This window comes from Bizionia gelidisalsuginis (assembly GCF_008086185.1).
Lineage (GTDB): Bacteria > Bacteroidota > Bacteroidia > Flavobacteriales > Flavobacteriaceae > Bizionia > Bizionia saleffrena.
On record NZ_VSKN01000034.1, the window covers coordinates 1 to 14,613 of the forward strand.

Sequence of the window (14,613 nt, forward strand, 5' to 3'; positions counted from 1 at the left end):
GGAAAGAGATATCTTTGAATATATTGAACTTTGGTATAATAAAAAGAGAAGGCACTCAACACTCAATTATCTGACAATTAAAGAATTTAATAACTTAAAAATTAATTATAAATATGCTGCTTAACTTATACTGCACTTTTTGTTTGCATGTCCAGATCGTTCTATTTTCAAACATTTTTAATTATACTAATTAGTACAATTCTTATTTTAAATATAATAAGTTTTAAAAACGATACTTCAATTGTTAAAATAATTGCACTTAATATGATTTTAATTTTTAGTATACCTAGATATTTAAAAAAACTTCAAACTAAAATTAAAAATTAGTAACGTAGTAAACTATAAAAAAAATAGTAGTTAAATGCATGATGTAAGTTTTGTGCATTTCTACTATTTTTGTTTGTAACTGAAAATAATAACCTTTTATTATGATGCTTGTCAAACATAAAAGTGTTAGTTAGTATTATGAAAAATATACTGCCATTAATAATGATTATTTCATTTTCTTTCTTTTTTCATCTTTTAAAATTAAGAGTTTATACTTAACTTTGTGTGGACGCTAAGTTAGGATATCCAGTATTCCCTGTGCTACTAAATTCCAGTCTCTTAGCACCACTTGTTTCGTGTTCTTATCTACCCATCAGCGTCTTTTTACGTGTAGATACAATGTATTTCCCATAAGAATAGTTATTTCTTTATGAAATCCAGAGGCTATTAATATACGGTTAGCTTCTTCTTTAGGAGTTACATTTCGTTCTTCAAAATAGAGCAGCATTACTTCAGCATTTTTAGTGCTGTTAACCAAATCGAAATGATTAATCAGAAATTATGGAAGGATAAGTTTAAGTAGTTCTAGATAATTGTTCAAGAGTCTTTTTTTTTACAAAAATCCAAAAACTATATTAAATTCACACACAACTTTTGGGATTGATCCTTCAAATGTAATGATTTCCGTTTGTAGTAAGCATGAGAAAACGGTTTAGAGTGAACTAAACCGTTTGTTTTGAATTGAATAAGATTTGTAGCGAGAACGAGAATTGAACTCGTGACCTCCGGGTTATGAATTTATTATTACATAATGTTGTATAATTAAAGTATTGATATTCAATACTTTAAAAAACCGCCGTGTTCCAAATCGTGTTCCAAAACGTGTTCAGTTTGGTGTTCACAAATTTATAGATAACTTAATATAGTAAAGGTAAGGAATTTATTTAAATTTTGAAAATAAATAATTCATTTTGAGTACCTCAAGTGATCGGTTGTCATAAATTATAAATGAACATTTCTACCATCAATTTCGGCATAATCGTTTCTTTCTTAATTATGGTAAAACAAAATAAGCGCCTTCTTTTTTAGTTTAGTATTGATTTGCGCTCGTTTATTTTAATGTGCGCCTATTTATTTAATTGTTTGTTTTGCGCACAATTTTTTAAATAAATGTATATATGCGCGTGTTTATTTTAGTTTGCGCACGGTTTTTAGTTATATTTGAGTGCAATAGTTATAATCTTTAATATGGACATAGTAATACCAAAAATTAAAACATCCGTTTTTCAAGGAAGAACCACACCTGAAAGAGGCAAGATTGTTGGCTATGGTGCCATTATAGAAAATTTAAAGTTACCTATACCATTTCCGCATGTATTGTCGCTAATAACTGAAAAAAGTAAAAAATATAATAATGAGCATTGGAAAGTATTTCCAGCAGCATACGAGCCTGAAGAAACGTTATATAAGCAACTAATATTTGCAATTAAATATGAAGGTATTAATTTGTTAGTCTTTAGAGCATTATTTAATGCAATTACAAAAGACCAAATACATGATCTTTTACATATAGAGCCTTCTGGTATATATAGTCGTAAAATTTGGTTTTTATACGAGTGGCTTCAGCAAGACGAGATTACTGTGGAAGTAGATTTAAAAAAGCGAAAATACATACCGTTGCTAGACTCTGGTTTACAATACGCTATTAAAGGAGAGGAATCCACAAAACAAAAAATTATAAATAACCTTCCTGGAACAGTTGATTTTTGTCCGCTAATTTTTAAAACCGAAAAACTAGAAAATCATATTAATGCCAATGTTCTTGGTGGAAGAAACACATTTTTAAATAGTATTCATAAGGATATAACACAACGTGCTTCATCATTTTTATTATTAAAAGACTCTAAAGCGTCTTTTACTATAGAAGGTGAAAACCCTAGTAATAATAGAGCTATGCGATGGGGAAAAGCAATTGGGCAAGCAGGAGATAAGCCATTAAGTATTGCCGAATTAGAGCGTTTACAACAGATTGTTATAGAAAACGCAAGATTTTTAAAGTTAGGATTGAGACATGAAGGTGGTTTTGTTGGTGAACATGATAGAAGTACAGGAGCTCCAATTCCAGAGCATATCTCTGCAAAACCCAACGATATAGAACAATTACTAAAAGGATTAATAGAAACTAATACAATTTTGCAAGGCGAAGACTACGACGCTGTTCTATCTGCTGCATCCATAGCATTCGGTTTTGTATTTATACATCCCTTTGTTGATGGTAACGGACGTTTACATCGTTATTTGATACATCATGTATTGGCGAAAAAACAGTTTACACAACAAGGTGTTATTTTTCCAGTTTCCGCATCTATTTTAGATAAAATAACAGACTACAAAGCCGTTCTAGAGTCGTATTCTTATCCGTTATTAAACCATATAGAGTGGGTAGAAACCGAAAATCACAATGTAGAGGTTACTAATAATACTATCGATTTTTATCGCTATTTTGACGCTACAAAACAAGCTGAATATTTGTATGATTGTGTCGAAGATACTTTGGTAAGAGTTATACCAGAAGAGGTTAATTATCTACAAAAATATGACGAATTTAAAAGATACTTAGATAATCATTTTGAAATGCCTGATAAGATGGTGGCTACGCTCGTTCGGTTTTTAGAGCAAAATGATGGTATACTATCTAAAAGAGCCTCAAAAAAGGAATTTATAGAGTTAGAAGAGTTCGAAATTAAGGATATCGAAGTAAATTATAATGCTATTTTTAAAGACCTTGAAGCATAAATTGAAAACGATAAAAAAAGTATTCAGTTGAACATTCATTTTAAGATGTCACTCTAAATGGCGATAGAATAAAAAAAAGTAGATAGTTAAAAAGAGACTTAAAATGAGCTATTACGGTTTTCCGTAACACCAATAACTTCTAATCTTATACATTTACTATTCGAAATTTATTAATCACTATTTATTATGAGTACTTTTTTTTAGAGAGTGATCAAATGGGTAATAGAATAAGAATAAAGATGAGAATAAGCTAAAAACCGATTTATAGAGCAGTCTATAACTAAACTAATATAATGTATTTAAAAATAGTTTTGCATTTACGATTTTTTACAATAATAGATAATGTCTATTACCTATATTTAAAGTCTAAACTAAACAACCATATTACATAAGATATATTAGATGCTTTTTTGAAAGCATTTTATTATGATGTTTCGTGATTAAAAAATATCTAAATAATGAAAGCTATTATCATTACCCTATTAATGCTATTTAGTATAAATACAAGAGCTCAAAGTTGTAAAGAATTTATGGAACTTGTAAAATCTGAAAATAGTGGAACAGCTTATACGAGCTATACAAGTAGTTCTATATCTAAAGTGACTTTCTATGAAGTGTCAACAAATAGCACTAAATTATACTTTGCGATAGTCTGTTTTAAAAGGGAATATAGTATAAATTGCAACGAATATATTTACCAAGTCGCTTCCGATACGAAATCTAATTATTCTAATAACTATTATTTAAGTGCAGGAAAAGCTTTTGGGAAATACATAGCACCTTATAAAAATAATTTAAAATGTGGACCGAGTTAAAAAGATCGAATTATTGTATTCAATTTAATATAATATAGAAAAAAAATAATAGATGAGATTTAAAATAAATGATCGTAGTCTATACTCTGGAATTCACTATTTTCGACAGTTATGAATAAGAAAAATCTTTCAGAAAGAGATATATGCTCTAAGTATATCAATCCAGCTATAATTAAAGCAGGTTGGAACATGAGAACCCAAGTAAGAGAAGAAGTTTCTTTTACGGATGGTAGAATCATTGTGCAAGGGAATTTATACACACGAGGAAGAAACAAAAGAGCAGATTACATATTATACTATAAGTCGAATATTCCTATTGCTATAATTGAAGCTAAAGATAATAAAAAGCCTGTTGGTCATGGGATGCAGCAAGCATTAGAATACTCAGATATTTTACAAATCCCATTTGTATTTACTTCCAATGGAGATTCCTTTGTGTTTCACGATAAAACAAGAACAGATGGCGTTTTAGAAGAAGAACTAACATTAGATAATTTTCCTTCGCCTGAAACCTTATGGCAAAAATATTTAAAACATCAAAATATTGAAACACCGCAAGCTCAAGAAATAGTAGAGAAGGATTATTATTTGGATGACAGCGGAATGACACCAAGGTATTATCAGCAAAATGCTGTAAACAGAACTTTAGAAGCCATAGCCCGCGAGCAAAACAGAATAATTTTAGTAATGGCAACTGGTACGGGTAAGACCTATACAGCCTTTAACATTATTTGGCGTTTATGGAAAACAGGAGTTAAGAAACGAATCTTATTTCTTGCTGATAGAAATGCCTTGTTAACACAAACAAAAAACGGCGATTTTTCGCCTTTCGGAAATGATATCATGCATATTATTAAAAACCGAAAGATTGATAAATCCTACCAAATATACTTCGCTTTATATCAAGGATTAACAAGTACAGACGAAGATAAAAACGCATATAAAGAATTTAGCTCAGATTTTTTCGATTTAATAGTGATTGACGAATGTCATAGAGGTAGCGCATCAGAAGCTTCGGCATGGCGCGATGTTTTAACCTATTTTAAATCGGCTACACAAATTGGATTAACAGCTACTCCAAAAGAAACTAAAGATGTTTCTAATATGGAATATTTTGGCAAACCTGTTTACACCTATTCTTTAAAACAAGGTATTGATGATGGCTTTTTAGCGCCATATAAAGTAGTAAGAATTACAACTAGTGTAGATGAGGGTTGGAGACCAACGGCTGGTTTAATTGATAAGTATGGGAATGAAGTAAAAGACCGTATTTATAATTTAAAAGATTACGATAGAACGTTGGCTATTGATGAGCGTACAGAATTAGTTGCCAAAAAAATTACCGAATACTTAAAAGCTACAGACCGATTTGCAAAAACAATAGTATTTTGCACCGATATAGATCATGCGAATAGAATGCGTCAAGCATTAATAAATGAAAATGCAGACTTGGTTGCTAAACATTGGAACTATTGTGTAAAAATTACGGGTGATGATGAGGTTGGTAAACAAGAGTTAGATAATTTTACAGATGTTGAGGAACGGTTTCCTGTTATAGCTACAACGTCCAAAATGTTAACCACGGGTATAGATACTAAAATGGTAAAGTTGATTGTTTTAGAATCCAATATTCAATCGGTTACCGAGTTTAAGCAGATAATTGGTCGTGGTACGCGAATTAGAGAAGCTGAAGGCAAAGTGTTTTTCACGATCATGGATTTTAGAAAAGCCACTAACATATTCGCAAGACCAGATTTTGATGGTGATCCAGTTCAAATTTACGAACCAGAACCACACGAACCAGTAGTGCCGCCAGATGCTGTAGAACCAACAGAGCCAGATAATGAAGATCCTTTTAATCCAGATACATTTCCACCAACTCCACCAGATATCAGTATCGATGGAAGAGATGAAGAGGTGAAAAAATTCTACGTAAACCAAGTACCAGTCTCTGTAGTACATGAGCGTGTTCAGTATTATGGTAAGGATGGAAAGCTAATTACAGAATCATTAAAAGATTATTCAAAAAAAAATATAGAAAAAGAGTTTGCTTCTTTGGACGATTTTATTCAACGATGGAACGAATCTGAAAAGAAGGAAGAATTGATAAAAGAACTTGCAGAACATGGAGTACTATTAGAAGCCTTGCGTGAAGATGTTGGTTTAGATTTAGACGACTTCGATTTAATTTGTCACATTGCATTCGATCAACCTGCTTTAACGCGACAAGAACGCGCCAATAACGTGCGTAAACGCAATTACTTTACTAAATACAGCGAAACCGCACAAAAGGTTTTAAATAGCTTATTAGATAAATACGAAAAAGAAGGCATTGTAAGTATAGAACAAGGTTCTGTATTAAAAGTACAACCTTTAAGCCAAATGGGTTCTCCTGTAGAATTGGTAAGAGCTTTTGGTAAGAAAAAGGACTTTGATCAAGCCATAAAAGAATTAGAAAACGAAATATACAATATAGCTTAATGAGTAACATAACAACAAACATAAAAGGCATACGCGATATTATGCGTAAAGACACAGGAGTTGATGGAGATGCACAACGTATTTCTCAAATGGTGTGGATGCTTTTTATGAAAATTTTTGCCGATAAAGAAGAGGAATGGGAAATTACCATAGACGGTTACCAATCGCCAATTCCAGAACACTTAAAATGGCAAAATTGGGCAGCAGATGATGAAGGCTTAACAGGTGATGCGTTGATGGCGTTTATAGAAAACGAACTCTTTCCCGCGTTAAAAGAGTTGGATATTACTATAAGTCCGCAAGCAAAAATTATACGTTCGGTGTTTGACGACACCTATAACTTTATGAAAAACGGAACACTCTTCCGTCAAGTAATAAACGTAATTAACGAGATCGATTTTAATAGCACTAGTGAGCGTCATGTATTTAATGATATTTACGAAACCATATTAAAAGACCTACAATCTGCAGGGTCTTCAGGTGAGTATTATACACCAAGAGCAGTTACTCAGTTTATGGTAGATATGATTAATCCGCAATTAGGAGAAAGCGTACTCGATCCTGCTTGTGGAACGGGTGGGTTTTTAACCTGTACTATTGATGCCGTACGCAATCAAGTAAAAACGCCAAAGGATAGGGAGGTATTACAAAACTCAATTCGAGGTGTCGAGAAAAAACCATTACCACATTTACTATGTACTACCAATTTAATGCTACACGGTTTCGATTTGCCGGCAGTACGTAGAGATAATTTACTAAGCAAGCCCTATGCAGATTGGGGTGCCAAGGATAAATTAGATATTATACTCTCTAATCCGCCTTTTGGTGGTGTAGAAGAAGATGGTACCGAAACCAACTTCCCTAAAAAATTTAGAACCAAAGAAACTGCCGATTTATTTTTAGCCTTAATTATTAAGCTTTTAAAAGATAAAGGGCGCTGTGCTATTGTATTACCAGATGGTACTTTGTTTGGCGAAGGGATGAAAACACGCCTAAAAGAAGAGTTGTTAGACAAATGTAACCTACATACCATTGTACGTTTACCAAATGGCGTTTTTAACCCATACACCAGTATTAAAACCAACTTGTTGTTTTTTGAAAAAGGAACACCAACCAAAGAAGTTTGGTATTACGAGCACCAATACCCAAAAGGAGCAGTAAGCTATAACAAAACCAAACCGATTAATATTAAAGAGTTTGATGTAGAAAAAGCCTGGTGGAATAAACGTGTAGAAAACGAATACTCTTGGAAAGTATCTATTGAAGATATTAAAAAGCGTAATTACAATCTAGACATTAAAAACCCACACCAAGAAGTTGATACTTTAGAAAGCCCAGAAGTGATTTTAGAGAAATTTAGAACTGCGGAACAAAAAATTTCTAACATACAAGACGAAATTATAAATGTTTTAACTGAAGCTTTAAAGTAATATGCAACTACTACAACACTTTAAAGAATTAACCATTCGTCCTAAAAACTCGAAAGAATTAAAAGGTTTGATTTTACAATTGGCAATTCAAGGTAAATTGACTGCGAATTGGAGAAAAGAAAATCCAGATATTGAACCTGCTACGGAATTATTAAAGGAAATAAAAAAGGAAAGAACTAAATTAATTAAAGAGAAAAAGGTTCGAAAAGGAAAGCAAGTTCCATCAATTAAGAAAGATGAAAAATATTTAGAAATTCCAAAGAATTGGGTATGGACAAGACTAATTGAAGCAGGAAATATATTCAACGGGAATAGTGTGAATAAATCTGTAAAGGCTGCAAAGTATGAAGGTCTTGAAGATGGTTTACCATATTTAGGAACGAAAGATGTGAACTATGGATTTGAAGCATTAAATTATGATAATGGAGTTAAAATACCATTGGATGAGCCAAAATTTAAAATAGCACATAAGGACACAGCTTTAATCTGTTCAGAAGGAGGAAGCGCTGGAAAAAAGTGTGGTATTACAACAGAGGATATTTGTTTTGGAAATAAATTATATGCTTTAGAACAGTATGGGGAAATTGAATCTGTTTACATTTTAGCAATTTATAAAACACCTGTATTTTTTGAAGTTTTTCAATCTAAAATGACAGGAATAATTGGAGGTGTTTCGATAAATAGTTTTGGTGAAATTCCAATTCCTCTTCCACCACTAGAAGAACAAAAAGAAATCGTAAACGTAGTAGAAACCCTTTTTAAAGAAGTAGAACAATTAGAGCAATTAACAGTAGCTCGTATTGGTTTAAAAGAAGATTTTGTAACATCAGCATTAAACCAGCTCACTACCAATAACGCAAACCAAGAATGGACTTTTTTACAAGACCATTTTAAAAGTTTCTTTAATGAAACCACCAATATTAAAAAGTTACGAGAAACGGTTTTACAATTAGCAGTACAAGGAAAACTAACAGCCGATTGGCGAGCAAATAATCCTGAGACTGAAGATGCAAGTATTTTATTAAAACGTATCCAAAAAGAGAAAGTACAACTTGTAAAAGACAAAAAAATAAAAAAGGAAAAAGTCTTATCTAAAATTACAAAAGATGAAATTCCTTATGATTTGCCTGAAGGTTGGGTTTGGTGTAGGTTACAGGATATAGTAAATGTAGGAACTGGTTCAACTCCTGCAACTTCAAATTCATCATACTATGGAGGTGAAATTCCTTGGTACACAAGTTCTGCAACTAATGATTTATACGCTAAAGAATCAGAAAAACAGATTACAGAAAAAGCATTAATTGAAACAAACTGTAAAGTTTTCCCAAAAGGAACATTAATAATTGCAATGTATGGTCAAGGAAAAACTCGTGGTCAAATTAGTGAATTAGTTATTCCCGGAGCAACTAATCAAGCAGTTGCTGCGATGGTTTTCTATAAAACATCAAAAGACTTTAAAGAATATTTAAAATACTTCTTTAGAAAAATATACGATGAAATTAGACTTTTAGCAGAAGGTGGAGCACAGCCTAATTTAAATGTAGGTAAAATTAAAAACACAATTCTTCCACTTCCACCACTAGAAGAGCAAAAAGCCATTGTAGAAAAAGTAAATGCTTTAATGGGTTTATGCGATACTTTAGAGCAAGAAGTGCAACAAAGCCAAGCACATAGTGAGATGATGATGCAGAGTGTTTTACGGGAGGTTTTTGAAGGGGGAATTAAAACGGTCAAAGCTTAATTTTATGGAGATAGAAAAACTAAATACGTTACTTGATGAATCTGGAAATATTGTAGAGAGGCATTATATATCTGTCAGAGAAAAAGGAGAAGGTTTTAATTTGTTTACCATATTAGGTATGGAAACTAATGAAACCAAAACCCATTCAGCAATGTTGGTTTCGTTATTAGATCCTAAAGGAAATCATTATTATGATGAAAAATTTTTAAGCCTTTTTCTTCAAGAAATTGGTTACACTTCTTTTATTGATAGTGATTTAAAAAACGTTAAAGTAAACGCAGAGCATCATTTAGGAAAAATATCAGACGATTTTAGAAGTGGAGGTTTTATTGATATATTAATTACATTTCCTTCTGGCAAAGCCATTGCAATAGAGAATAAAATTTATGCAGAAGATCAACCAAAACAAATGTATAGATATAGTTTGTTTAAAGGTAATGATTGTGCTTTGTATTACTTAAATCTTTTTGGAGAAAAAGGTAAACCTACTAAAAAAAGTCTACATACTTTAACAGATAAAGATTTTGAAGTTATAACCTATAAAAATCATATTTTAAATTGGTTAGATGCGTGTTTATCAGTTGTAAAACCAGATTCTATTGTAAAAAACGCGATTAAACAATATCAAATTTTAATAAGAGACCTTACAAATTCTATGGAAAAAGATTTAGAAAATAATTTTATAGCGCTTATTCAAAATAATTTAGAAGAGGCTAAATATATTCATTCTCATTATCAAATAGCAGTAGATGGCATAAGAGAAAAATTAAGAAAGGCTGTGAGCGAAAAAATAAATAGCTTACAATTAAACGTAAAAGCACGTCTTGGTAATGATATTAACCATAATTATTCTAAAATATGGATTAGTTCTGATATACTTGATGAAAAGGGAATACAGATTGGTATAGAGTCATTTTCTGGTAAGGGGAATAATAAAGGACGGCTTTTTATTGGCATATTTGATAGGCAAAAAGAATATGAATCAAGTAGAGACGGTGATTATAGGTTAAGTAATTATTGGCCTATTGTAAGTGATATTAAAACACCAGAAAACAATGCTTTAAATTTAAGCAGTACATCTATATTAGAAAAATTAAATAATAATGATGAGTATTATTTTGAAAATATGGTAGCTACTATAGTTAATCAAACAAAGTCTTTTATCGAAACCTATAGCAATATATAAATTGTGATTAAAGATAATTAGTTAAAATTTAAAGCTATTATTATATAAAAAAAGGCTATCATAGAAAAAGTAAATGCTTTAATGGTTTTGGTTTTATGTGATGTTTTAGATCAAGAAGTAAAACAAAGTCAAGAACATATTGAGTTGTTGATGCAGAGTGTTTTGATAGAGGTTTTTGAGGATGAGAAAACGGTTTAGGTATGAGTGAACAAGAAAAGAATAATACCTTCTTAATAATATTGGTAATTGTTATAGTAATAATTATTTATGTTGGTTCTTTTGGTCAAGTAGATTTAACATTAGAGAAAGTCTCAAAACAAAACGATGAGGTTAAGGATAATTTAAATAGACTTCAATCTAGACATAAAAAACTAAAAGATTTAATACAGAAAAAAGAAGCACTAAATTTAAAATTAAATAAAAAGTTTAAGCGCATTTATTTTGGTGTTCGATTGGTATTGGCTTCTATATATTTAGGTTATAATACAATGCTTTATTTTGTGTTTAATATTACCAACCTCGGTGATATACTTAATTGGAATCAATTTGCTTTAATGGTTATAGCCTTATTTTCTTTTATAGCTTTTGGTACATTTACTAACGTCAAAGACTTTATCGAAAATATTAAAATGAGATTAGAGTCAAGAACTTACAATAAATATGTGGACATAACAGAACAGTTAGAAGCACATAAAGAAGAAGTAACAGAGTTAACTGCTACTATAACAAAAACTACAGAGCAAATACAGATATCTAATCAACCGGTTGCTGAGGGTGCTGTAATGGTTGAGAGTAAGGATGAGGGTGTTTAAGGAATTATATAATACAATTAATCAAGAGTTTAAAATTAATTTAACAAAATAAAGTGAGTTTTGGGGAGAGCCGAATAATGCGTTTTAAGGAATAGACTTTTAGTCTAGCTCAACATTAAAAGCTGTTGAGGATATGGTATTTTACAAATGCAACTTATATATAGATTTATTTCTGTACCTATAAGGTTTAGCATTAGTACTAGCGCCGCCATCAGATATTTACTGATACAGGCATACCTATTGATTGTTTTGTCATTTAAGTTCTTCATTGAGTTTATTTTACAATATATAACAATTATTTTACCACCCGACTTGAATTGGGGCGACATATTGGTGTCGATAGAGCATGCATTCATTCACGAAATAAGTAATTATTTCTAAAAGCACCGCCTCGTAGTTGGCTCCCCATTTCTCATTTTTAATTATGATAAATAAAAAAGAAAAAGATTGGTTTAAGTTAAAACGGTATCCACACATTGGGTTACCCTTACAAAATGCGGATAGATTTAAGTGGATTGAAAATTATGTAACCAATCCATCCAAAATAGCCACGCACTCTTTTCTGCCTTTTATTCACAAAACATCTAAAGTTAGAAAGTTTAGAAAAGAATACTCTAAAGATGATGGTAAGGTTTTATTAACAGAAAATAAGGCATTACGTAAAAGTGCTATTAAGAAAAGAGAACTCTATTATGCATCCCATTTAGACTCCTTGATATTTAGTTATTATTCTAAACTAATATCAGATGAATATGATAAGTTATTAAAGAAAAATGGCCTAGACGAATCCATATTAGCTTACAGGACAATACCAAAAAATAAAAACCTTACCGAAGGATCTAATAAATGTAACATAGATTTTGCTAATGATGTATTTAAATATATAAAGGAATATAATAAAGACGAATTCGTTGTTATTGCTTTTGATATAAAAAGCTTCTTTGATAATTTAGATCATAAAATATTAAGAGAAATATGGGCTAAAGTATTTGGTGTAAAAGAATTGTCAAAAGCACATTTTAATGTTTTTAAAGGAATTACACGTTTTAGCTATGTCGATATAGTAGATATATTTGAAGAATTTAAAGATAACATACTGATTCAAAAAAGAGATTTCCGAGGTAACTTAATGCCAATTAAAAAGGGGCGAATTTCTAAAATTAAGCACTTAAAAAATCATAATGCAATAGCATTCTGTACACAAAAAGAATTTTTAAAAGTTAAGAATAAACTTTTAAAAAACACTAAAAGTATAAAAACTGATACAGGTGTAGTCTTCAAAAGGAATTTTGGTATACCTCAAGGTTCACCTATAAGTTCAGTACTCGCTAATGCTTATATGATTGATTTTGATAAAACTATTAACGACTATATTTCTGAGACAGGTATTTACAGGCGCTACTCTGATGATATGGTGGTAGTATGCCCGAAAGAAGAAAAGGATAATATTATTAACCTGATGAATCGTGAAATTGAACAAATAAAATTAGAAATTCAAGAACCTAAAACACAAATATTTCATTTCAGAAGAGAAAACAACAATTTAATTTGTGGACAAGAATTTAAGAAGGAAATAAATTGGCATAAAAACTTTATGTACTTAGGCTTTGAATTTGATGGCAGTTCTGTATTATTAAAATCTGCTAGTTTGTCAACATTCTATAGAAAAATGAAAAGAACAATTAAACGTTCAAAACATTTCGCTAAGAAGGGTAAAAACAAGGGGCAAATTTTTAAAGGAAGGGTTCTAAAAAAATACTCATATAAAGGTGCGAGTAGAAAGCGAAAATGGGTATGGAATGAAACAATTTTAGGCTTTGAGAAGTCAGAAAGTTATGATTGGGGTAATTTTTTGTCGTATTCAAATAAAGCTGCAAAAGTAATGAACGAGAATAAAATTAATAAGCAGACGAAAAAATCTTGGAATAAATTAATTAAAGAGATTGCACTTAAAACAAACTCTAAATAACAATGACTAGACCACAAACCATACAAATATTTCTACCAGACGGCTCTCCAACAAGCATTCGTGAAGCAGAGATAACCAACAGGTTAGTAAAAGCGATTTTGTTTCCAAGAAATAAAATACAAGAAGTTGCAAAGCGAGAGATAGTAAATTTTACTGGAGTTTATTTTCTGTTTGGTAGTAAAGAAGACGGAGCAAAGCCAAGTGTTTATATAGGAGAAGGGGAGGACTGTTTTAAACGTATCCAATCTCATAATCGAAATAAAGATTTTTGGACACATTGTGTAATTATCACTACTAAAACAGACGAGTACACCAAAACAGATGGAAAGTATTTAGAGCATTTCTGCTTAATTAAAGCCAAAGAGATTGGTAGATATATTACAGATAACGATACAGGATCAAACAAGCCATCGATACCCGAAAGTAGAGAACATGATTTGTTAGATAATTTTGAAACTGCTAAAATATTATTAGCAACGCTGGGTTATCCAATTTTTGAAGAGAAACGAAAAGCGAAAAGTAACAAAGAAATATTTTATTGTAAGGGTAAAGGTGCTTTGGCAAAAGGAGAGCTAACAGATGATGGGTTTTTAGTATATAAAGGAAGTACATCTAGTATTGAAGAAACTAATAGTATTACTAAATGGATTGGTGTATTACGTAAAAGGTTAGTGGACGATGCCCTTTTAAAAGTGGAGAATAATGTTTTTGTGTTTCAACAAGATTATATTTTTAATTCTCCGAGTGCAGCAGCAGCAACTATTCTAGCTCGAAATACAAATGGTTGGACGAAATGGAAAGATATAGACGGTAGAACCTTGGATGAGTTAAAAAGAAAGTAGTAACCGCATAAATATTAAAATTTAAGGTTAGTGCTCAATTTAGCCACTAAGCTAAGTTTACCTTTAGCTCATATTATTAAAATTTATTAGTATTTAACGTATCATTTTTTAGGGAGTGTCTGGACATGCAAACAAAAAGTGCAGTATAAGTTAAGCAGCATATTTATAATTAATTTTTAAGTTATTAAATTCTTTAATTGTCAGATAATTGAGTGTTGAGTGCCTTCTCTTTTTATTATACCAAAGTTCAATATATTTAAAGATATCTCTTTCC

General features: G+C 30.9%; 11 protein-coding genes. 10 read left to right on the forward strand and 1 reads right to left on the reverse strand.

The window, feature by feature from the left end:
• The 10 genes from ES677_RS15910 to ES677_RS14355 all read left to right on the forward strand — a co-directional run.
• A partial coding sequence (locus ES677_RS15910) for an IS3 family transposase (protein WP_394349293.1) occupies positions 1-124 on the forward strand: 124 nt, incomplete at its 5' end.
• Positions 125-1,515: 1,391 nt separating this feature from the next.
• Entirely contained in the window at positions 1,516-3,063 is a 1,548-nt protein-coding gene (locus ES677_RS14315; protein ID WP_148381603.1) for a Fic family protein, read from the forward strand.
• Between the two features lie 458 nt (positions 3,064-3,521).
• Complete coding sequence (locus ES677_RS14320; RefSeq protein WP_148381604.1) at positions 3,522-3,878, forward strand: hypothetical protein; 357 nt, start codon at positions 3,522-3,524, stop codon at positions 3,876-3,878.
• Between the two features lie 111 nt (positions 3,879-3,989).
• Entirely contained in the window at positions 3,990-6,359 is a 2,370-nt protein-coding gene (gene hsdR / locus ES677_RS14325) for an EcoAI/FtnUII family type I restriction enzme subunit R (protein WP_148381605.1), read from the forward strand.
• Positions 6,359-7,789 (forward strand): class I SAM-dependent DNA methyltransferase, encoded by a 1,431-nt coding sequence (locus tag ES677_RS14330; protein ID WP_148381606.1) that lies wholly within the window; start codon positions 6,359-6,361, stop codon positions 7,787-7,789. Before hsdR ends, ES677_RS14330 begins: the two co-directional genes overlap by 1 nt.
• A 1-nt stretch (position 7,790) precedes the next feature.
• Positions 7,791-9,530: a restriction endonuclease subunit S gene (locus ES677_RS14335; RefSeq protein ID WP_148381607.1), complete on the forward strand. Its 1,740-nt coding sequence runs from the start codon at positions 7,791-7,793 to the stop codon at positions 9,528-9,530.
• 4 nt (positions 9,531-9,534) lie between these two features.
• A complete protein-coding gene (locus ES677_RS14340) occupies positions 9,535-10,716 on the forward strand; it encodes a PDDEXK-like family protein (RefSeq protein WP_148381608.1) in 1,182 nt (393 codons plus the stop codon).
• Between the two features lie 200 nt (positions 10,717-10,916).
• Positions 10,917-11,528: a hypothetical protein gene (locus tag ES677_RS14345; RefSeq protein WP_148381609.1), complete on the forward strand. Its 612-nt coding sequence runs from the start codon at positions 10,917-10,919 to the stop codon at positions 11,526-11,528.
• A 424-nt stretch (positions 11,529-11,952) separates the two neighbouring features.
• Positions 11,953-13,497, forward strand: a complete 1,545-nt coding sequence (locus ES677_RS14350) for a reverse transcriptase domain-containing protein (RefSeq protein WP_246124580.1) — start codon at positions 11,953-11,955, stop codon at positions 13,495-13,497.
• A gap of 2 nt (positions 13,498-13,499) precedes the next feature.
• On the forward strand, positions 13,500-14,339 hold the full coding sequence (locus ES677_RS14355; RefSeq protein ID WP_148370592.1) for a GIY-YIG nuclease family protein: 840 nt from the start codon (positions 13,500-13,502) through the stop codon (positions 14,337-14,339).
• Positions 14,340-14,489: 150 nt separating this feature from the next.
• Here ES677_RS14355 and ES677_RS15915 read toward each other — a convergent pair whose 3' ends face one another.
• Positions 14,490-14,603 carry a hypothetical protein gene (locus tag ES677_RS15915; protein WP_394349298.1) on the reverse strand — a complete coding sequence of 38 codons (114 nt, stop codon included), beginning with the start codon at positions 14,601-14,603 and terminating at the stop codon, positions 14,490-14,492.
• Positions 14,604-14,613 lie beyond the last annotated feature (10 nt).

Bases quoted from the DNA above. Each gene is read 5' to 3' on its own strand.
- ES677_RS14320 (WP_148381604.1), top strand. From the start codon at position 3,522: ATGAAAGCTATTATCATTACCCTATTAATGCTATTTAGTATAAATACA.
- ES677_RS14355 (WP_148370592.1), top strand. From the start codon at position 13,500: ATGACTAGACCACAAACCATACAAATATTTCTACCAGACGGCTCTCCA.
- ES677_RS14315 (WP_148381603.1), top strand. From the start codon at position 1,516: ATGGACATAGTAATACCAAAAATTAAAACATCCGTTTTTCAAGGAAGA.
- ES677_RS14345 (WP_148381609.1), top strand. From the start codon at position 10,917: ATGAGTGAACAAGAAAAGAATAATACCTTCTTAATAATATTGGTAATT.
- ES677_RS14330 (WP_148381606.1), top strand. From the start codon at position 6,359: ATGAGTAACATAACAACAAACATAAAAGGCATACGCGATATTATGCGT.
- hsdR (WP_148381605.1), top strand. From the start codon at position 3,990: ATGAATAAGAAAAATCTTTCAGAAAGAGATATATGCTCTAAGTATATC.
- ES677_RS14350 (WP_246124580.1), top strand. From the start codon at position 11,953: ATGATAAATAAAAAAGAAAAAGATTGGTTTAAGTTAAAACGGTATCCA.
- ES677_RS14340 (WP_148381608.1), top strand. From the start codon at position 9,535: ATGGAGATAGAAAAACTAAATACGTTACTTGATGAATCTGGAAATATT.
- ES677_RS14335 (WP_148381607.1), top strand. From the start codon at position 7,791: ATGCAACTACTACAACACTTTAAAGAATTAACCATTCGTCCTAAAAAC.